We start from the raw sequence: 21,809 nt of genomic DNA, 5'->3' as shown, positions 1-21,809 counted from the left end.
AAAATGGAAAGCAAAAAAATGCGGCGTGTATTAGAGGAGCGCTTAGCTGGGAAAGACAGAGTGATTTCCTATGACCGTGAAAAAGATCAGCTCCGAATCGAGAGTGGATTAGTCGGTAAAGGAATTACGGTTTCATTACCAGGAATCATAGCTAAATGGTATATAGAAAAAGAAAAGGCGATTGATGAGATAGTTTATTATGTCGAAGAAGGGCTTCGGGCTATGGAGGATCCCATTCAGTTAACGGATCATGAGAAAAAAATCTTTCCTGTCATTCGCTCCTCGTCCTTTCCCGCTGAAGCGGAGGAAGGTATCCCATTCTTGATTGACGAGCATACCGCAGAAACTAAAATTTATTATGCATATGACATGGGGAAAACCTATCGCTTGATTGACGCGAGAATCATGGAAAAAGAGGGGTGGGAAGCCAGCAGGATTAAGGAAATTGCTTTATTTAATATAAGGTCACTTTCAACTTCACTAAAAGAGGATCAGGCGGCAGGGAACATCTTTTATTTTCTTAACACAAACGATGGATATGATGCCAGCAGGATACTTAATAAGGGTTTCCTCAATGATATTGAGAAGCGGATTAAGGGGAAAATGGTGCTTGCTGTTCCACACCAGGATGTGTTAATTATTGCCGATATTCGTAATGACAGGGGCTATGATGTCATTGCTCAGATGGCGATGAGTTTTTTCGCAAACGGACGGGTTCCGATTACGGCTTTGTCATTTTACTATGAAGATGGGGAATTAGAACCGATTTTTATTTTAGGGAAAAATAAATGAAAATAAAGAGAAAGAGGATCACATCAAAAAGTGGTCTTTTTTCATGAAAACATTCCGTATATATCCAAATGGAACATATATTTCGACTCATTCTAAAGAATTATCTCGAAAAAATATTAATTACTGATAAAATAGAGTGATAGATGAAGTAGAAAGAGTGATAGTTTTGAGTTGGATCCAAAACTTTTTTCAAAAGTTTAAAAAAGATGAGGAAGAAGAATATAAAGATTACATTATACATAATCATAACCCGGATAGCCTTCTACCTAACAGTCAAAATGAAAGTCTTAAGGATTTAGATACGAGAATTTCCTATCAATACCCTAAAGGAGATAAACTTCCATCGCGTCCGCAAAAGACCTTTAAAAAGGAAATGCAGGAAAGCTTACCCCCAAAAAGGTCAGAGAGGCTCTCTGAAAAACGAAGGAAGACAGAAAAACCTGAAGTACCACCTGTAAAAAAAGAAATGCCTAAAAAAATAAAAGAATATTCACCAAGAGTAGGCGGACCGTTTCATCCTACTGAAATTCCTTCGCCTGTTTTTGGATTTAACAGACCGAAAAAGACGGATACAATTGTGGAGCATGAATTGAGCCACTTTTTAGATGATGATTTTAATAATCAGCTGGGCCAGCTAGATGTGGCAGAAGAGGTATTAATTGAAACTGGGCTCACAAAGCCATTTACGGCAACAGAGACCATTCCGGAAACGGAGTTTAAAACTCCATTTACGGCAACAGAGACCATTCCGGAAACGGAGTTCGAAACTTTAATTATGGCGACGGAGACCATAGCTGGAACTGAACTTGAAACTCCAATTGCTGAAATTGAAATATTACCTGAAACGGACCATCTACCACAAGTTGAAAAAGAAGATGATGTTTTTGTGAATAACCCTGAAAGTGTGCAAGAAGAAGTGGTTATGGAAGTTTCAACATCTTCTGTAAAGAATGAAATTTTTCCGGCTAATGAAAATTCACTCGAAGAAATAAATAACAATATCGAGCATACAGAAGTCGTGGAAGCGTCTGTTTCTGAACTTGAACCATCTGCACCAAAACGTTCGGGTCTGCCTTTCAATGTGATGATGTTAAAGCAGGATAAACAAAAATGGGAAGAAAAAAACCGAAAAATGAGACTTGAAAAGCAGTCAGCACAATGGGCAGAAAAAAAGCCAGAAGAAACAATAAATCCGGTTATGGAATCAACCACAAATAGAGAAGCAATTCAGGAAGATGGGTTATATGTATTCCCCAAGTCTAATTTGTTAAATCCTCCTGTAACAGAGATAAGGGATCATGAATGGTTACAAGAACAAGAAGAACTTTTAAACCAAACATTGCAAAATTTTAACGTCGGAGCAAGTGTCGTTAATGTGACACAAGGCCCGTCCGTCACCCGATTTGAGGTGCAGCCGGAGCCAGGCGTAAAAGTAAACAAAATAACAAACTTAAGCGATGATATTAAGTTAAGTCTGGCGGCACGAGATATCCGGATTGAAGCTCCGATCCCCGGAAAACATACGATTGGGATTGAAGTGCCAAATCAAAAATCAAGACCAGTGCTGATAAACGAAATTATCCAGGCCGACGTTTTTCGTGAGTCTGCATCCCCGTTAACGGCTGTACTTGGTCTTGATATCGCCGGGAACCCAATTGTTACCGATCTGAAGAAAATGCCCCATGGATTAATTGCTGGTGCAACAGGGTCGGGTAAAAGTGTATGTATTAACTCTATTTTGGTCAGCTTGTTATATAAGGCCCGTCCGGAAGATTTGAAGTTGCTGCTTATTGATCCTAAAATGGTGGAACTTGCCCCATATAACGGTATTCCACACCTCGTTAGCCCGGTTATTACTGACGTAAAGGCTGCAACAGCTGCATTAAAATGGGCTGTTGACGAAATGGAACGGAGATACGAGCTTTTTGCTCATACAGGTGTTCGGGACATCAATCGATTCAATGAATTGGCAATGCAGCATAAACGTTATTCTGATCAACTTCCGTTTATTGTGATTATCATCGATGAATTAGCTGACTTAATGATGATGTCGCCTGCAGACGTAGAAGAAGCGATTTGCCGGATTGCTCAAAAAGCAAGAGCTTGTGGTATTCATCTTATTGTTGCAACACAGAGACCATCTGTTGACGTTATAACAGGGCTTATTAAGGCCAATATTCCAACCCGGATTGCCTTTTCGGTTTCTTCGCAGGTGGATTCACGAACGATTATTGATATTAGTGGGGCAGAAAAATTGCTTGGCCGCGGAGATATGCTATTTTTGGAAAATGGCTCATCGAAACCTGTCCGCTTGCAGGGAACGTTTGTATCAGATGAAGAAATTGATTTTGTCGTTGCCCATGTAAGAGAGCAGAGGGAGCCTGAGTACTTGTTTGAGCAAGAGGAACTGCTTAAAAAGGCGCAAGTGACGGATGATGAAGATGAACTTTTTTATGAGGCTTGTGAATTTATTGTTGACCAAGGCGGTGCTTCCACCTCCAGTTTACAAAGGCGCTTTAAAATCGGCTATAACCGAGCGGCTAGATTAATGGATATGCTCGAGCAAAACGGATATATTTCAAGTGCTAATGGAAGCAAGCCGCGTGACGTATTAATAACCGTGGCTGATTTGGAATCTATTCAAGATTAGAGGATTTTTATAAGTTTTTGTATTCTTTATTTTCGGGGATAAATAATAAAATCGACCACAAAGGGCGAATGTAGCCGCAAATAGTTTTTACAAAAGAATAATGGTATAATAATTAAATGATTTTCATTAATGAATAATAAATCAATAACGGTTTAGAGATTCTCAAGACAATTAGCAAATACAGACAGATGTCATATACTGTTTTACAGTATTACGTTTGGTTGGAGGTTCTTCAATGACTATTTACCATTTTGTAGGTATTAAGGGGTCTGGAATGAGTGCGCTCGCACAAGTTCTACATGATATGAAATTTCAGGTGCAAGGCTCCGATTTCGAAAAACACTTTTTTACCCAGGATGCACTTGAAAAATCAGGGATCACTATCCTTCCCTTTCAAAAGGAAAATATCAAGCCAGGATTGACCATTATTGCAGGAAATGCGTTTCCTGATACCCATGAAGAAATTCAAGAGGCAATGAAGCTTGGACTTCCTATAGTACGTTACCATCGCTTTTTAGGCGATTTTATGCAAAACTTTACAAGCATAGCAATTACTGGTGCGCACGGAAAAACATCAACTACAGGCTTGCTTGCACATATAATAGCAGGTGCAAAACCTACATCCTTTTTAATCGGTGACGGAACAGGTAAAGGTGAAGAAGGTGCAGAGTATTTTGTATTTGAAGCTTGTGAATACAGAAGGCATTTCTTATCGTACTTTCCGGACTATGCCATTATGACAAACATCGATTTTGATCATCCTGATTATTTTGCCAATATTGATGATGTATTTTCTGCCTTTCAAGAGATGGCTGTCCAAGTGAAAAAAGGAATATTTGCTTATGGGGATGACGAACAGTTGCAAAAAATCCAAGCGAAGGTTCCGGTGTTATTTTATGGGTTTGGCGAGGAAAATGATTACCAGGCTAAAAACCTTGTGAAAACAACCCGTGGGACGAGTTTTGATGTCTTTATTCGCAATACCTTCTATAATACATTTTCCATACCGACGTTTGGCGACCATAGTGTGTTAAATGCACTTGCTGTAATTGGTTTATGTCATTACGAAGAAATTGATGTAGAGATCGTAAAGGAACATTTGCAAACGTTCCAAGGTGTAAAAAGAAGATTTTCTGAAAAAAGAATCGGTTCACAAATCTTAATTGATGATTATGCCCATCATCCAACTGAAATTAAAGCAACCATCGAGGCGGCAAAGCAGAAATATCCTGACCGGAAGATAATTGCGGTATTCCAGCCGCATACATTCACAAGGACGCAAGCATTTTTAGAGGATTTTGCTGAAAGCTTACGGCTGGCAGATAAAGCATTTTTATGTGAGATTTTTGGATCAGCCAGGGAAAACCATGGTAAGCTGACAATAAAAGACTTACAAGATAAAGTTGCTGGGTCTGAAATCATATCAGAAGAAAATACTTTCGTATTAAACGAATATTCCAACAGTGTCATTATTTTTATGGGTGCAGGTGACATCCAAAAATTTCTGGAATCGTACGAAAAACAAATATCATAAAAAAGAAAGGATGCATCATGAGCATCCTTTCTTTTTACTTAAGATTTTCCGGGTTCAATACGACTAATTCAGGTAAAACGAACAATCCATCTTTGCGGATTAATACATCATCAAAATAGATTTCCCCGCCGCCGTACTCCGGACGCTGGATATTTACCATATCCCAATGGATATTGGAATGGTTATCATTAAAGGCATCATCATAACATTGCCCAGGAGTAAAGTGGAAACTGCCACAAATTTTTTCATCAAATAAAATGTCTTGCATTGGATTGAGAATAAATGGATTTACTCCAATAGCGAATTCCCCAACATAACGGGCCCCTTCGTCTGTATCAAAGATTTTATTAATACGGCTTGAATCATTAGACTCTGCTTCGACAATCTTTCCATCTTTAAAAGTTAGCTTCACATTTTCAAAGGTAAATCCTTGGTATGGGGATGGTGTATTATATGTGATTACCCCGTTAACCGAATTACGCACAGGAGCAGTGTAAACTTCCCCATCAGGAATATTTAATCTGCCGGCACATTTTATCGCTGGAATATCCTTAATCGAGAAGCTGAGGTCTGTTCCGGGACCAGTAATGCGCACTTTGTCTGTTCGGTTCATCAATTCCACAAGGCTGTCCATCGCTTGATCCATTTTACTGTAATCCAAGTTACATACATCAAAGTAAAAGTTTTCAAATGCCTCTGTACTCATTTTTGCTAATTGAGCCATGTTTGAGGTTGGATATCTAAGAACAACCCATTTGGTTTTCGGAACGCGGATATCACGGTGAACTTTTTTGCCAATGGTATTACCGTGGATTTTCATTTTATCATCAGGGACATCTGCATGCTCATTGATGTTATCACCTGAGCGGAGACCTATGTATGCATCAATTTTCCTCATCACATTTGCTTCAAATTCAGCCATCATGCTAAATTGTTCTTCCTGTGCACCTAATAGCAATGAGCGGTCGACTTGGTGATCTTTTAGCAGAACAAATGGGTAACCTCCTGCTGCATAAGCCTCTTTGACAAGGGCAGTAACAAGTTCGCGCTGCAATCCAAAGTTTTCAATTAACACCTTTTCACCCTTTTGAAGCTGCACCGAATAATTAATTAAATTTTTTGCCAGTTTCTCAATACGAGGATCTTTCAACACAAACGCCTCCAACAAAATAAATAAAATACAATTCTATTGTACCCGAATGATATGAGAAAGTTGAAAAAACAATGAAATTTTTAAATAAATGGCAGGAAAACAAGACAAAAATATGGAAGTAGTATAAGATAATGAACGAGGTTTATATCCTTATTGGATGGGCAATACATAATGATAGGATTAAGGCGGAGGTGCACGATGCAAATTATTTTATACTTAAGCGTAGCCTTGATAGCAATTGCGTTTTTTGTGCTTGTCATCTACTTATCGAAAACGCTCAAATCACTTCAAGTTACACTTACAAGCGTTTCGAACACATTGACCGGATTAGAAAAACAATTGAACGGCGTTACAACGGAAACCACTTTACTTTTACAAAAAACAAATGCACTTGCTGAAGATATTCAGCTGAAGGCTGAAAGTTTGAACAGTGTGGTAGATGCTGTAAAGGATGTTGGAACAACGGTTTCCAAATTTAATGGAACACTGCAGAACATAACCAATTCAGTTGATCAGCAGGTAGAAGAGAGTAAAGAGAAAATTTCGCAAATTATTCAATGGAGTAATATTTTCCTTGAATTAAAGGATAAGTGGCAGGCTAGAAAGCAAGCAAAGAATGAATTAAATTCTAAAGAGAGAGAAAGAGTTAGGGCACATTAAACAAAGGAGGTAATAAAATGTCCAGTAGAGAATATGAATCAAGAGAAACGAATCAAAACCGCAATCAGGAGTCTTCCAATAGCTTTTTACTGGGTGCACTAATTGGCGGGGTAGTCGGAGCTGCCGCTGCACTTCTTTTGGCTCCAAAGTCTGGTAAAGAGTTTCGTATTACCTTAAGTAATCAAGCTGGTTCGATTATGGATAAGACAGGTCAATTTCGGGAAAATGTTATGAATAAGAGTAATGAATTCGTATCTAAAACTTCCTCTCTTTCTCAGGGAATAGTTAAACAATCCACGGGACTATTAAGTAAGGTAAAAGGAAAAGCAGTAAATACTGATGAAATTGTGGAAGGATCCGAATTAACGTATATTCCAATTCAAGGCCCAAAAGAAAAACCAGGAGCTAAAAAATCAATTGAAATCAAATCTATGGACAGTAATGAAATAAGAAAAAAATTAGAAGAGGCACAAAAGGCTTTTGAAGAGGAAGAAAGTAAGGTCAAAATTTAATAACTAGTAACAATTATTTGTGATAAAAACGGTGAAGTGATAAAATTACTTCACCGTTTATTTATTTTATGGCTTGCTTCTGCGCCTAGGGGCTAAGGGTCATATGCTCCTGGTTAAGACGCTTCCACTTTTCTAACTGGAGGTTATAAGAATGCTTGAAAAAATTGAATCCATTGAACAATTTGATCAAATAATCACAAATGATAGTAAATTTTATCTTTTAAAGCATAGTTTAACATGTCCAATTAGTCATGCAGCTTATAAGGAATACGAAAAATTTTCCAATGAAAATCAGGATGTACCAACCTATTATTTAGCTGTTCAAGATTCACGACCGTTATCTTACGAGATCGCGGAAAGATTTCAGATTAAGCACGAGTCCCCGCAAGCTATTCTTTTTGCAAACGGAGAAGCATTATGGAATGCCTCTCACTGGAAAATCACCAATCAATCTCTGACAAGTGCCAGCAGTGAAAAAGAATAAACATCAAAGAGGATGATGGGTTCATCCTTTTCCTTATAAAAAAAATTTTTAATAAATGGATACATTGTGAGATGAATAACATAACATATTCTACAATATATCAATACGCTTTAGCGCTTAAAAGCGTTTAATTAATAAAGAAAAAATAGATGACAAAGGAAACCATTTCAGCTATAATAAAGCCTAATTATTAAAAAATTTAAAAATTATAACTTTAAGCTTGTAAATCATCTACTTATGCCAGAAAATACATCTATGTACTTAGGTGATAAATGATTTGCAAAAGGAAGGACGGGGACGAATAATGGGCAAAAATGAATTAGATCAATTGAGGACGCGAATGGATGAACTTAACTTAGAATTGTTGAGGCTAATTAACGAAAGAGCTCAGCTTGTCCAAGAGATTGGACGAGTTAAAGGTAATCAAGGGGTGTACCGATACGATCCAGTCCGCGAAAGAAAAATGCTTGAAGTAATTAAAGAGAATAACGATGGGCCTTTTGAAAATGCAACAATCGATCATCTTTTCAAGGAAATTTTTAAAGCAGGATTAGAATTACAAAAAGATGATCATGAAAAAGCATTGCTTGTTTCTAGAAAGAAGAAGCCTGAAAATACAATTGTTACCTTAAAAGGTGAAAATATTGGCGATGGAAAGCAGCATTTCGTGTTTGGCCCTTGTGCTGTAGAGTCATATGAGCAAGTAGCAAGTGTAGCAAAAGCTATGAAGGAAAAAGGATTAAAGCTCCTTCGTGGCGGTGCCTATAAACCAAGAACTTCTCCATATGATTTCCAAGGTTTAGGGGTTGAAGGGCTAAAAATTTTAAAACGTGTGGCAGATGAATATGATATGGCGGTCATTAGTGAGATCGTGAATCCATCTGATATTGAAATGGCCATCGACTATATTGACGTCATTCAAATTGGTGCTCGTAATATGCAGAACTTTGAATTGCTAAAAGCTGCAGGTGCGGTTAATAAGCCTGTTTTGTTAAAAAGAGGGATTTCCGCAACGATTGAGGAATTTATCAATGCCGCTGAGTATATTATGGCACAAGGAAATGGACAAATCATACTTTGTGAGCGCGGAATTAGAACATATGAACGAGCAACAAGAAATACGCTAGATATTTCAGCAGTTCCTATTTTAAAACAAGAAACACATTTGCCAGTAATGGTAGACGTTACGCATTCTACAGGTAGAAGAGATTTGCTGCTCCCTTGTGCGAAGGCTGCAATTGCCATTGGCGCTGACGGTGTTATGGCTGAAGTTCATCCAGATCCTGCTGTTGCTCTTTCTGATTCACAACAGCAAATGGATCTTAACCAATTTGACAAATTCTATAATGAATTGCTAGCGTCAAACTTTGTAAAAATATAAGTCAAGCGGAAACACCCGTTTAACTTTAACGGTGCACCATCCGCTAGGTGCTGGCGCTAGACTTTATTAAAATTCAGTGATACCTAAAAACCTTCTGCAGCATCTTTGCAGAAGGCTTTTTGAGTCAAAAAGAAATTTTTCAAAAAAATATTGACAAATGCAATTGCGGCTTTACTATTCTTGTCGTATCATTAAATACATATTTAAGATTGTTTATGTTCTCACAAAAGAGAAAGGTAGAAGTATCCAATTATCGACATATGGATTAGACCTCTCCTTATGAGATAAAGGAAACACGAAGCTTAAGTTGATTCGATGTTGACTTATTGCAAAGAGGATAGGGTTAATACATTAGTCACTGGACACTGTAGCTAGAAAAAACAATAATGACTAAGTTTACACATGCTGTTGTAAAATAAAGAAAACAATGTAGGTTTTAGGAGAGTGTTGTAGGTGAATATCACTATTTATGATGTAGCAAGGGAAGCAAATGTATCAATGGCGACCGTTTCCCGTGTAGTCAATGGAAATCCAAATGTAAAACCAGTAACCCGCAAAAAAGTGTTAGAGGTTATTGAAAGATTAGGCTATCGTCCAAATGCAGTTGCGAGAGGCTTGGCTAGTAAAAAAACAACAACCGTGGGTGTCATCATTCCGGATATCTCCAATATCTTCTTTGCTGAATTAGCGCGCGGTATTGAAGATATTGCAACAATGTATAAATACAATATCATTTTAAGTAATTCCGACCAAAACAAAGAAAAGGAATTACATTTACTTAATACCATGCTTGGTAAACAAGTGGATGGAATTGTTTTTATGGGAGGAAATATTACTGCTGATCATGTAGAGGAATTTGCAAAATCACCGGTGCCAATCGTTCTTGCAGGTTCTATTGAAGAGTCGAATCAAATTCCTTCTGTAAATATTGACTATGAAAAAGCCGTTTTTGATTCTGTTAAGGAATTCATTAATAAAGGCCATAAAAATATTGCCTTTGTCGTTGGTCCGCTTCATGAACCAAAAAATGCGCAGAAAAAACTTAAAGGGTATCAACAGGCCCTTCAGGAATCTGGGTTGCCATATAATGAAGAGTTGGTTGTTGAAGGAGATTATACGTACGACGCCGGTATTGAGGCCTTCGAAAAATTATTAGAAGCTAAAGAGAGGCCAACTGCTATTTTAGTGGGTGCTGATGAAATGGCTCTAGGGGTTGTTCATGGGGCAGAGGACAAAGGATATCGTATTCCAGACGACTTTGAGGTCATCACATCTGACAATACAAGGCTGTCACTTATGGTTCGTCCACAGCTTACAACGATAATTCAGCCATTATATGATATTGGTGCAGTTGCCATGAGGCTTTTAACCAAATTAATGAATAAAGAACAAATTGAAGAGCATATAGTTGTTCTTCCACATCGGATTGAACAGCGTCAATCGACAAAATAATAAAAAAGGCTGCCAGCGGGCAGCCTTTTTTACATCGATTCACTTTTTTGATGGCTTCGAATTGGATAAAGTGCTTTTTCAAGCGTAAGTAAATTCTTTTCAGTGATTTCAGCTTTTCTTGGAATCGGCGTGTATAAATCATCAGGGTCATCCCATTCTTTTGACAAAATGACAGGTGATTCCTTTTGCCACTGAATGAGCCATTCCTCCGGTAAGCTGCCATAACAATTCGAGTTTTCTGTCATTTCTAGCCAAATAAGTGCCCATGCCCTTGGGACTACTCGCCATATGTCATAACCGCCGCCACCTACTGCAATCCACTTTCCGTTACAATATTGATGGGCAATTTCATGGGCAAGCTTAGGTATTTCCCGATAGATTTTCATTGTTGCTGATAAGTGTGTTAGGGGATCATAATAATGTGAGTCGGCACCATTTTGGGTTAGGATTACATCTGGTTTAAAAAACTCAGCCACTTCTTTAATGGATTGTGTGTAAGCATGGAGCCATGAGTCATCTTCAGTAAAGGCATCGACAGGGATATTAAAGGAATAGCCATAGCCCCTGCCTTGACCTCGCTCATTAATGTTCCCTGTACCAGGAAACAAATATCTTCCTGTCTCATGAATCGACAAGGTACATACATTTGGGTCATCATAGAACGACCATTGAACACCATCGCCATGATGGGCATCCGTATCAACATATAACACTCGTGCATTGTACTTTTCCTGTAAATATTTTATCGCTACCGAGCTGTCATTATATATACAAAATCCAGATGCTTTTCCGCGAAAGCCGTGATGCAATCCACCGCCAAGATGGAGTGCATGGAGGGCCTTCCCTGTCATTACTTGATCAACAGCTGTTAATGTACCGCCAACCAATAAGGAACTTGCTTCATGCATATTAGGGAAAATAGGGGTATCTTCTGTTCCTAAGCCATAGTTTTCAGCTATTTCTTTCTGAAGTTGTCCTTGTCCTGCTTTTTTTACTGCCTCTATGTAACTCCTATCATGGATAAGAGCTAACTCTTCTTCAGATGCCATTTTTGGCGGGATTATTTGTCCAGGATCTAGAGCATTCAGTTTATTTAATAGATCTACTGTTAGTTTAAGCCGGAATTGATTAAAAGGGTGATGATTGCTGAATTTATAATTGAGCAGTTCTTCTGAAAATATAAAGGTGCAGCGATCACTCATAAGGAAATCCCCGGCAAATTTGGCCATAATACATGATATCCAGCTTGTTTTAGATCCTGAATAAGAGCAGTCGGGTTCATTGTCTGTACCCTAAGGACAAGAATTTTATAGTGTTCATCTGTTTTGTCAGGGTATACAAGTACACTTAGAATATTCGCTTTCCGATTTTTAATAACAGTAGTAATGTCGCTAAGTTTACCAGCAAGGTCAGGAACCTTTATTTCTATTTGTGAACCGGGCTGATGTGCGCCCGTTAACTCAACCATTGTTCGCAGCAAATCCGTTTCTGTTACTATCCCCACCAATTTCCGATCATTAATGATTGGAATACAGCTGATCTTGTGTTCATAGAAAAGGCCAGCCACCTCTTCGACAAAATCGAGCGGATGCCCTGTGATGACATTTCGCTCCATTATCGTCTCTAATGGCTTTTTTAAATCTTCAGGATGTTCATTCGCATGAAAAATGGAGGGAGTGGCATCCCTTATTTTTGCCACAGTTAACAGGCCCATTAAATGCCCTTCATCATTAACGATTGGAATATGACGGATTTTTCTTGCCTCCATTACATTCATGGCATCTGCAATTGTATCGGTCGGAAAAAGTGTTGCAACGTCTGTTTTCATAATTTCTTCTATTATCATTAGAAAATCACCCTCTATCCCGAGCAATATAAGGAAAATGATTAATACATAAACCTGTTCATAAATCTTAACCGGTCAAACTTTTGAATGGATGCCATGTCAACCCTTTTCCCCATCCGGGCCATTAGACAGTTGGCAGGATGTGAGCAAATTTCGGGGTCATCTGTGGCATACCACTCAAGACAGCCGGCATTCATCATCTTTTCCATTACCTTTCGATAATCCCAGACATTTAATTTGGTCCCTTTTAAATCCCAATGCCAATAATATTCTGTCGTGATTGTAATATAATCCTCCATTGCATCATCCATCATCGAAACAATCAGCAGGTTTTTACCAACTGAACAGCCTCTAAATTGTGGAATTACTTCAATGGCACCTAATTCGATTAAATTGTCCATTTTGCCTTCTGACCATCGTTCAAGCGGGTCTGGATAAAGATAGGTAACATAGCCAACGATTGTCTGCCGATGTCTTGCAATAATAATTCTTCCTTCCGGTAGCTCAGCAATGCCTATTAAAGCCTGATGCTGCTGTTCAGGAGGACGGAATGCAACAAGGTCTTCATGAAATTCATAGCCAGCTAGTATATCCGATGAAATAGGGCCTTCGATTATTAAGTTCCCATGAGGAGTCTTTAATTGTTTTGCATTGTATGTCTTTTTGTGTTCCATACGGTCACCTACCTGAAAGATCGTTAGTGTTCAATTCTATTATACATAAAATCTATCATAAGAAAGCGATTTCACAAAATTTTCTGTTATATATAAGGTGAAATTTATTATAATGTTAAATTTCAATAAAATTATCTCGAACAAAATTTTTAAAATTGTGAATAGTTACTATTTGTACTATAATAATCTCATATAAGCCAAGAGGGGGAGATTGAAATGAAAGTGGAAGCGCTGCCAGTTGTACAAGGGGAGCATAATCTAGGCAATTATGAAGAGACGTACAAGCATTTTGACTGGAAGGAAACAGAAAGAGAGTTCTCTTGGAGTGAAACAGGACTTGTTAATTTGGCATATGAGGCCATTGATCGTCACGTGAAAACACATCGAAAAAATAAGATCGCCCTATACTATCGTGATGGTTCAAGAAATGAGAAATATACTTTTAAGGAAATGAAGGAGCTATCAAATAAGGCTGGGAATGTATTAAAGAGTTATGGGGATGTTGAAAAAGGTGACCGCGTATTTATTTTCATGCCTAGGTCTCCAGAGCTTTATTTTACTGTTTTAGGTGCTATTAAGCTTGGTGCAATAGTCGGGCCATTATTTGAGGCATTCATGGAAGGGGCTGTTCGAGACCGCTTGCAGGACAGTGAAGCGAAAGTTTTAGTAACTACCCCTGAATTATTAGATCGAGTACCCGTTCAAGATTTACCTGCATTAAAGCATATTTTTCTTGTGGGAAAAGATATCGGGGAGCAAGGTCAGTATATTGACTTTTTAGGAAAATTTGAATCAGCCAGTAAAGACCTCAAAATTGAATGGGTAGATCGGACAGATGGGCTAATTCTGCATTATACATCCGGCTCTACAGGTAAACCTAAAGGGGTACTACATGTACATAATGCCATGATACAGCATTATCAAACAGCCAAATGGGTACTTGATTTAAAAGAAGATGATGTATACTGGTGTACAGCCGACCCAGGCTGGGTTACAGGTACATCCTACGGGATTTTTGGACCGTGGTTAACGGGAACGTCGAATGTTATTATTGGCGGCCGTTTTAGCCCTGAATCATGGTATCAAATGATTGAAGATTTTGGTGTGACGGTTTGGTATAGTGCTCCTACCGCCTTCCGGATGCTAATGGGTGCAGGTGATGAGCTTGTAAAGAAATTCGACCTAAGCACCCTCCGCCATGTATTAAGTGTTGGGGAGCCGTTAAACCCAGAGGTCGTTAAATGGGGAGCAAAGGTATTTAATAAGCGAATTCATGATAACTGGTGGATGACAGAAACTGGTGCACAGCTTATTAGTAACTACCCATGTATGACGATCAAGCCTGGTTCAATGGGTAAGCCAATTCCAGGTGTAGAAGCAGCTATTGTCGACAATCAAGGGAATGAGCTGCCGCCATATCGAATGGGGAACCTTGCGATTAAAAAAGGATGGCCTTCAATGATGCACATGATTTGGAACAATCCTGAGAAATATGAATCTTACTTTATGCCTGGTGACTGGTACGTATCTGGGGACTCTGCCTACATGGATGAGGATGGCTATTTCTGGTTCCAAGGCAGGGTGGATGATGTCATTATGACATCAGGAGAGCGTGTTGGGCCGTTTGAAGTGGAAAGTAAGCTTGTCGAGCATCCGGCAGTAGCAGAAGCGGGTGTAATTGGAAAACCAGACCCTGTCCGTGGGGAAATTATTAAGGCATTCGTCGCACTTCGGGATGGCTATGATGCCACTGATGAACTAAAAGAAGAAATCAGGCAGTTTGTGAAAAAAGGCCTCGCTGCACACGCGGCACCAAGGGAAATTGATTTCCGCGATAAGCTGCCAAAAACAAGAAGCGGAAAAATAATGAGACGTGTCTTGAAGGCATGGGAACTAAATTTACCTACAGGAGATCTTTCAACCATGGAAGACTAATTGGCAAAAAAATCGCACCGAACTTTGATCTGACCCCAAAAAGTTGGACGAAAATATTATGCTGATTTCTCGGTGGTAAGGAGCCTATATTTTACAGGACTCTTGCCACCGAGTTTTTCTTTAATTCGTTTATTATTGTAGTAACTAATCCAATTTGCCGCAGCCTTAGCAACCTCCTCAAAAGATTGATAGTCGTAAAGGTGGACTGTTTCAGATTTTAAAAGATGGAAGAAACTCTCCATTGCTGCATTATCAAGACAAGTTGCTTTACGTGACATACTTTGAAATACATGATGTTCCTTAAGCTCTTTTACCCAGCTGTGATGTTGGTATTGAAACCCTTGGTCTGAGTGAACAGTTGTCCGATAAGGAAGTTCGGGAAGTGCCTCCAGGGCTTCATGTAACGGTTTTAAGGCAAATTTCACAGTAGGATGAAGATCAATGTTAAAGGCTAGAATTTCACCAGAATAGAGGTCCATGACAGGTTCAAGATAACAGCGGTGTTCTGTGGACTTATCTCCCCAGCGTAACTCTGTGACATCTACTGTAAGCTTTTGAAAAGGTCGATCTGTTTTAAAACGACGATTTAGCCGATTAGGGGCAATTTTACCAATGGTCCCTTTATATGAGTTGTATTTTCGACTTTTTTTCGTATATGCTTGTGACTGTAAGTGCTGATCTTGCATAATGCGTTGAACTCTCTTATGGTTAATTTTCCATCCACGATTTTCTAATTCAAGTCGAACACGTCTATATCCATAAGCTGGATTATCCTTTTTGATTGCTTTGATTTCTTTTATTAATTCTTGATCACTATGTTTAGTTTCTTCATGATTTTGATAGTAGAAATACACACTTTTCGGAAGGTCGACGACCTTCAAAATCTCTGATAAACGATATTTTTCCCTTAATTCAGTGACTACTTTCGCTTGCTTTTGTCGGTATCCACGGGTTCCTGAATTAAGGCTTTTAGCTTTTTTAAGTATTCATTTTCAATCCTTAACATACGATTTTCATGTTTTAATTCTTCAAGTTCGGAGGATTCCTCTTTTTTCCCCTGTTGACGATCATTCTTAGCTACCATTTGTATTGGTCTTCCTCTCCGTTTGAACAGAGCTTCAACACCTTTTTCTTCGAATTTCCTCTTCCACGATAAAATCGTACTTGGTGTAGTTATATCAAAATGAAGGGACGTTTCACGTAATGATGCTCTGTTTCTCCCCATCCATTCTAATACTTCTAATTTAAACTTACCATCATAAACATCCTTAGGACTCCGTACATCAAATGCTTTATTCCCATATTTTTCATAATGATTTACCCAATTAAGTATAGTTTGATGACTACCAATGCCATATTTTTTTGCAAGTTCTTTTGATCCTCCTCCTCCATTCAAATAATCTAATACAACCTTTTCCCTATATTCACTTGAAAACTTAACCAAACTAAAAACCCCCTTAGATTGGATTATTAGTCCAACCTAAGGGGGTCACTTCAAATTTCGGTGCGATTTTTTTGCTAAAAGGAACGTATACTGGGGAACTGCCCCATCAAGGTTCGTCTTATGCATGGCTACAGAAAGCTATCACTTTCTGCACGTATTAAGGGAGACTAATCTCATTTTCATTCAACTAAGTCTCCCTATATCGGGGCTGATCAAGGCGCTTGCGCTTATGGAATTACGGCTCCTGCTTCAACAATATTAGATGGAGCAGATTCCTTTCCGGCGATATCGACTGCAGTTACATAATAAGCACCGCTGCCAGCCGTAAAGGAAAGACTGGAGCCGCTGTTTATGCTTGCAACCTTAGAACCGCCTTGATACACTCGATAACCGACGACATCATTATCTGGAGAAGATGCCCAAGTTAACGTATTACCTGAAATTGATAAGTTTACACCATCAGGAGTCTTACCGTTATCTACCATTTTAGCGTCAGGAACAAGAATTTTCCCCCAACGATCCTTCTTTGGAATAAGCTGACTTGTATTTTTGAAATTCTTTCCCACCATTCGGGTAATAAAGTCTGGGTTTAATATTAAACCAAACTGGGCAAACTCTTGTGGTGTGGAATCCAAGGCTAAATATTTTTTATCTCCAATGGTGACAAATTTCCCTTCCTTCAAACTATCATCAACTTTTGTCGGCACATCATTTACATTAAAATAATCGCTTTCGACTAAACCGGCCTTAGAACAGGCAGAAGATGGAAGCATGCCTGAAACAGCGCAATAAGAACGTTTCACAATTCCTTCCGGCATTTGAAATGATTCTTTTGGATTTATTAAATCCGGCTTTATGCTATACGCAGCATTAATTAGTTCAGCCCATAGGTTATTTGTCCGCTGACTATAGGACATACCGGGAGTCTTTAATGATTTTGGTGTATCATAACCTGTCCAAATACCAAAGGTGACGGTTGGATTTGTTGCAACGAACCAGGAATCAATAAAGTCATTCCCTGTACCGGTTTTGCCGGCCCAATCAGCACTAAAGTTTAATTTGCTTTTAATACCTGCGGCTGTACCCGTTTTAATAACATCGCGCATCATATCAAGCGTTAAATAAGCTGTTTGAGGCTTGAAGACATCAACAGGGTTCACTTCATGCTGATAAATAACCTTGCCGTCTTTATCGACGATTTTATCAATCATATAGGCATCGATAAATTTGCCGCCATTTGCAAAGGTACTAAAGGCATTTGTATTTTCTTCAATTGTAACACCAGTTTCCATGGAACCGATTGCAGTTGATAGGTTCGTATAGTCCGGTTTTTTAAGAGAGGTAAATCCCATTTTCTCAAGGTAGGCTGCCGGACGTTGATCAACGATATCCTTGTATAATTTAACAGCAGGAACGTTATAGGATTTTGCCATGGCATACCTGGCTGAAACGATACCGCTGTACCTTAAATCATAGTTGCGCGGCCAAGGAGTACTTCTGCCGTAAGCCAAACTTAATTCTACGTCCGGCAGCGGTGTTCCTGGTGCTACTTTTCCTAATTCAATTGCCGGGCCGTAGACAAGAAGAGGCTTCATCGTGGAGCCATTTTGCCTAATCGCACTTGTTGCATGATTAAGCTGTTGTTTTTCATAATTTCTTCCAGCAACAAAACTGATAATTTTCCCTGTCTTATTTTCAATCAGTTCTGCACCAACCTCGACGGGCTCAATCACAGTATACTTCTCTTTTGTTTCGGGATCCTCCTTTTCCTGAGGCTTATCCGGACCGTAGTTTTTATAATTATCCTTTACGACTTGCATGGCATCGTAAATATCTTTATCAATTGTTGTGTGAATTTGATATCCATTTTGATGCAAATCATGATCCGCTAATGTTTTATATTTATAATAAAGATTGTCATCATTGTTTAAGTCCTTTTCCGTGTATCCATCCTTTTTGGCCAGCACGGTTGTAAGAACCTCAATCGAACGTTTTTCGATTTCAAATGTAAGCCAAGGATATTTTTCAAGCGGATTCGCAACAGGCGCAATAAAATCCTTTGTAATATCGTAGGCAGAGGCCTCGGCATACTGCTGCTGGTTAATGTATCCACCATCAAACATTCTTTTTAATACAGTTTTCATACGTGTCATTCCTGGTTCAAGGTTATTCTTCACCGCACCTTCCCTTGTAAAAGGTGTATAGCCAAATGGACTTTGCGGCAGACCAGCAATGAATGCTGCTTGTGGCAGTGATAATTCACTGGCATTTTTACCAAAGATACCTTTTGCCGCTGCTTGAACGCCGGCAATATTTTGTCCGGAAGAATTTCTTCCAAACGTGGAAACATTAAGATAAGCTTCAAGAATTTCTTTTTTATCGAAAAATTTCTCTAACCGAAGGGCTAGTAAAATTTCATTGGCTTTCCTCTGGAAGGAAACTTCATTTGTTAAGATTTGATTTTTGATTAATTGCTGGGTTAATGTACTTCCGCCTGATTGGACAGCGGAGTTTGTGACTTCTTGAAAGAGGGCACGGAAAACGGCTTTCGGAACAACACCTTTATGCTGATAGAAGTATTCGTCTTCGGTTGCAATAACAGCGTTGGTCAGATCCTTTGATACCTGATCCAGTTTTACTTCTTCACGTATAAGGTCGGATCTAAGTCTGCCAAGGTAAACATCATTTGCAAAATATAAATCCGATGTTTCCGTGTAATCATAAATATCCTTTTTCATACTGTCATATGAACGGACGGGTTCATCTTTTACAAGTGAGGCAAAATAACCGGCACCAACACCTGTTGCAAATGATCCGCCAAGGATGACGACTGTGAGCACGAGGAGAGATAGGTTCCAAACGACTTGAGAGGTAATTCGTGCACTTTTGATCGTCTTTTTATGGGTAAACAAGTTAAGTATGGATTTTGCTTTTTTTATCCACACTTGTATTTTTTCATTCATTCAGAGCATCACCTCATTATAAAATCACATTCATTATAGCATACAGGAAAAGCAATAACTGACAACCTTCTACATTTTTCTGAAATTTCTAGTTGATATTTGACAGATGGGTTGGATTATGGTAAAAAAACTATAACAATTAATAATTTAAAAGATGTGAAGGGAACCAATTGTAGTTCTTCTATCCCTGTTTGTAGAGAGTCAGCGGTGGTGTGAGCTGGTACATATAGAAGAATGAATTACGTCCTTGAGCTTTTTCTGTGAAAACCATTGTGAGTAGCGGAAAACGGTCAAAACCGTTAATTTTTTGAGTTGGAGGATTTTTCCTCAAGCTGGGTGGTACCGCGTAGATTTACGTCCCTGCATTTTGCAGGGGCGTTTTTTATTTATATTTATTACAGTCTAACAAAGTGAAGGTTTTTATACTTTGATATCTGTATAGCTTCAGCGCCTAGGGGCTCGAGTTATAAGCCACTCACTTCGGAAGGCAAAAATTTCCTTTTGTCAGCGCTTATCTTATGCTTGTAGCCCTAGTTCAAGGCGCTTAAGCTTTATTAAATAGGAGGGATTAAGATGGATTTATTACAGGATTTAGCATGGAGAGGAATTATTTATCAACAATCAGATGAAGAGGGTTTAAAAGAACTTTTAAGTAACGAGAAAATTTCTTTATACTGCGGGGCTGATCCAACGGCTGATAGCTTGCATATTGGACACTTGGTACCGTTTTTAACACTTAGGAGATTTCAACAGCATGGTCATCGCCCGCTTGTTTTGGTTGGCGGGGCTACAGGACTGATTGGTGATCCAAGTGGGAAAAGTGAAGAACGGAATCTTCAAACCTTGGAAGCAGTACAGAAGAATGTGGAAGGAATCAAAAAACAGCTTGCTGCGGTTTTTGACTTTGACGGAGACAATGGTGCCATTATGGTGAATAACTATGATTGGGCCGGCTCAATGGATATTGTTTCATTTTTACGTGATATCGGCAAGCATATCGGGGTTAATTACATGCTTGCAAAAGATACTATTGCATCAAGGCTTGAAACAGGCATCTCTTTTACTGAATTCACTTATACCATTTTACAGGCGATGGATTTTAATCATTTATATGAACACCTAAATTGTAAATTGCAAATCGGTGGCAGTGATCAGTGGGGCAATATTACCACTGGTTTGGAATTAATCCGGAAAATGCAGCCAGAGGGTTCAAAAGCATTCGGATTAACTATTCCTCTTGTTACGAAGGCGGACGGTACCAAATTTGGAAAAACAGAAGGCGGTGCTGTTTGGCTTGATGCAAAGAAAACTACTCCATACGAGTTCTATCAGTTCTGGATTAACACAGCTGATGCCGATGTTGTCAAATACTTAAAGTTTTTCACTTTCCTTTCACACGAGGAAATTGAGCAATTAGAAAGAGCTGTTGAGGAAGAACCGCACCTTCGCAAAGCTCAAAAGGCATTAGCGGAAGAGATGACACGTCTTATTCATGGTGAGGAATCACTACAGCAAGCGATTAAGATTTCCCAAGCCTTATTTAGCGGGGATGTGAAAAATCTTTCAGCCGCTGAAATCAAACAAGGCTTTAAAGACGTACCATCCTTTAATGCCGAGGATTTAGTGGGTAACCTTGTTGATTTGCTGGTTGCGGCAAAGATTTCTCCTTCAAAGCGTCAGGCACGTGAAGACATAACTAATGGAGCAGTGACTGTAAACGGTGAAAAAATAACGGATACGAATTATTCACTAAATGAGAGTGATCGTATTGAAGACCAATACACCATCATTAGAAGGGGCAAAAAGAAATACACACTAATTAAATATTAAATTCATTATGGGCTTTGGATTTCCAAAGCCTTTTTCTGTCTAGAGAGACTAGGGAGTAACATTGCTGAAGAATAATTCGTCTAATATATAAAGGGAAAAAAGCGGGGGTGAAATGAATGAAGTTTTTATTGCACGCCGTATTTATCATTCTCCTTGCACTTGTCACATTTTTTGGACTCGGTCCTGTGCTGTTAGCCGATGGTATAATTCTAGAAAGATTGTGGACCGCAGCAATCGTGATTGTAATCTATTTTGTTGTAGTATTTATATATCGAAAAGCAATTAGTTGGGCTAATAAACGATAGAAAAACCCCCGTACCATAAATTTATTAGACCTGGATTGGAATAGATTAGATATTGGTGTACCATGTTTTACAAGCACAGAGAGGGCTACTAGACCAAATTGTTCTGATCAAATGGTTCATTATGCCGAAAAAATAAAAAAATCCCGGCTGAATTAACAGTCGGGTTTTCTATTACTTAGGTTTTAATATAAGAA

General features: G+C 38.8%; 16 protein-coding genes, 1 pseudogene and 1 other annotated feature. Of the genes and pseudogenes, 11 read left to right on the top strand and 6 right to left on the bottom strand.

Translation table 11 applies throughout. The features are described 5' to 3' along the window. Positions 1-3: 3 nt before the first annotated feature. From V7150_RS08985 to murC, 3 genes are all read left to right on the top strand, one after another. The gene (locus tag V7150_RS08985; RefSeq protein ID WP_335516524.1) at positions 4-792 is read left to right on the top strand and encodes a DUF1444 domain-containing protein; all 789 of its coding nucleotides are present in this window, start codon (positions 4-6) and stop codon (positions 790-792) included. A 466-nt stretch (positions 793-1,258) separates the two neighbouring features. After that, positions 1,259-3,442, top strand: a complete 2,184-nt coding sequence (locus tag V7150_RS08980; protein WP_420490268.1) for a DNA translocase FtsK — start codon at positions 1,259-1,261, stop codon at positions 3,440-3,442. A gap of 235 nt (positions 3,443-3,677) precedes the next feature. After that, the gene (gene murC, locus V7150_RS08975; protein ID WP_335516480.1) at positions 3,678-4,976 is read left to right on the top strand and encodes a UDP-N-acetylmuramate--L-alanine ligase; all 1,299 of its coding nucleotides are present in this window, start codon (positions 3,678-3,680) and stop codon (positions 4,974-4,976) included. 34 nt (positions 4,977-5,010) lie between these two features. Here murC and V7150_RS08970 read toward each other — a convergent pair whose 3' ends face one another. Continuing rightward, on the bottom strand, positions 5,011-6,126 hold the full coding sequence (locus V7150_RS08970; RefSeq protein ID WP_335516477.1) for an aminopeptidase: 1,116 nt from the start codon (positions 6,124-6,126) through the stop codon (positions 5,011-5,013). 201 nt (positions 6,127-6,327) lie between these two features. On the opposite strand from V7150_RS08970, the gene V7150_RS08965 reads away from it, so the two are divergent. The 5 genes from V7150_RS08965 (at position 6,328) to ccpA (ending at position 10,618) form a co-directional block, all read left to right on the top strand. Beyond that, positions 6,328-6,789: a DUF948 domain-containing protein gene (locus V7150_RS08965; protein WP_335516474.1), complete on the top strand. Its 462-nt coding sequence runs from the start codon at positions 6,328-6,330 to the stop codon at positions 6,787-6,789. A 17-nt stretch (positions 6,790-6,806) separates the two neighbouring features. Next, a complete protein-coding gene (locus V7150_RS08960) occupies positions 6,807-7,301 on the top strand; it encodes a YtxH domain-containing protein (RefSeq protein WP_335516471.1) in 495 nt (164 codons plus the stop codon). 151 nt (positions 7,302-7,452) lie between these two features. Beyond that, positions 7,453-7,785 (top strand): bacillithiol system redox-active protein YtxJ, encoded by a 333-nt coding sequence (gene ytxJ, locus V7150_RS08955; RefSeq protein WP_335516468.1) that lies wholly within the window; start codon positions 7,453-7,455, stop codon positions 7,783-7,785. 304 nt (positions 7,786-8,089) lie between these two features. Next, a complete protein-coding gene (locus V7150_RS08950; RefSeq protein WP_335516465.1) occupies positions 8,090-9,166 on the top strand; it encodes a bifunctional 3-deoxy-7-phosphoheptulonate synthase/chorismate mutase in 1,077 nt (358 codons plus the stop codon). A gap of 453 nt (positions 9,167-9,619) precedes the next feature. After that, the gene (ccpA, locus tag V7150_RS08945; protein ID WP_335516462.1) at positions 9,620-10,618 is read left to right on the top strand and encodes a catabolite control protein A; all 999 of its coding nucleotides are present in this window, start codon (positions 9,620-9,622) and stop codon (positions 10,616-10,618) included. Positions 10,619-10,647: 29 nt separating this feature from the next. Here ccpA and V7150_RS08940 read toward each other — a convergent pair whose 3' ends face one another. The 3 genes from V7150_RS08940 to V7150_RS08930 are packed head-to-tail and all read right to left on the bottom strand — an operon-like array spanning position 10,648 to position 13,138. Then, entirely contained in the window at positions 10,648-11,820 is a 1,173-nt protein-coding gene (locus V7150_RS08940; RefSeq protein WP_335516459.1) for an acetoin utilization protein AcuC, read from the bottom strand. After that, complete coding sequence (locus V7150_RS08935) at positions 11,817-12,464, bottom strand: acetoin utilization AcuB family protein (protein WP_335516456.1); 648 nt, start codon at positions 12,462-12,464, stop codon at positions 11,817-11,819. Before V7150_RS08935 ends, V7150_RS08940 begins: the two co-directional genes overlap by 4 nt. Before the next feature lie 41 nt (positions 12,465-12,505). Continuing rightward, positions 12,506-13,138, bottom strand: a complete 633-nt coding sequence (locus tag V7150_RS08930; RefSeq protein WP_335516453.1) for a GNAT family N-acetyltransferase — start codon at positions 13,136-13,138, stop codon at positions 12,506-12,508. A 216-nt stretch (positions 13,139-13,354) separates the two neighbouring features. Between V7150_RS08930 and acsA the strand changes: the two genes are divergently transcribed. Further along, on the top strand, positions 13,355-15,073 hold the full coding sequence (gene acsA / locus V7150_RS08925; RefSeq protein ID WP_335516451.1) for an acetate--CoA ligase: 1,719 nt from the start codon (positions 13,355-13,357) through the stop codon (positions 15,071-15,073). Positions 15,074-15,129: 56 nt separating this feature from the next. Here acsA and V7150_RS08920 read toward each other — a convergent pair. Continuing rightward, positions 15,130-16,517, bottom strand: a pseudogene (locus V7150_RS08920) (IS3 family transposase). A 227-nt stretch (positions 16,518-16,744) separates the two neighbouring features. Further along, positions 16,745-19,480: a transglycosylase domain-containing protein gene (locus V7150_RS08910; protein ID WP_335516446.1), complete on the bottom strand. Its 2,736-nt coding sequence runs from the start codon at positions 19,478-19,480 to the stop codon at positions 16,745-16,747. Positions 19,481-19,627: 147 nt separating this feature from the next. After that, positions 19,628-19,845, top strand: a binding site (T-box leader). Between the two features lie 208 nt (positions 19,846-20,053). On the opposite strand from V7150_RS08910, the gene tyrS reads away from it, so the two are divergent. Together tyrS and V7150_RS08900 are read left to right on the top strand one after the other, a co-directional pair. Then, positions 20,054-21,310 carry a tyrosine--tRNA ligase gene (gene tyrS / locus V7150_RS08905; protein ID WP_335516444.1) on the top strand — a complete coding sequence of 419 codons (1,257 nt, stop codon included), beginning with the start codon at positions 20,054-20,056 and terminating at the stop codon, positions 21,308-21,310. Between the two features lie 116 nt (positions 21,311-21,426). Next, positions 21,427-21,615 carry a DUF6954 family protein gene (locus V7150_RS08900; protein ID WP_335516441.1) on the top strand — a complete coding sequence of 63 codons (189 nt, stop codon included), beginning with the start codon at positions 21,427-21,429 and terminating at the stop codon, positions 21,613-21,615. Positions 21,616-21,809 lie beyond the last annotated feature (194 nt).

This window comes from Neobacillus drentensis (assembly GCF_036965245.1).
Taxonomy (GTDB): Bacteria; Bacillota; Bacilli; order Bacillales; family Cytobacillaceae; genus Neobacillus; species Neobacillus drentensis_G.
Note: the sequence above shows the minus strand (reverse complement) of the source record. Positions and strands in the feature narration are given on the sequence as shown.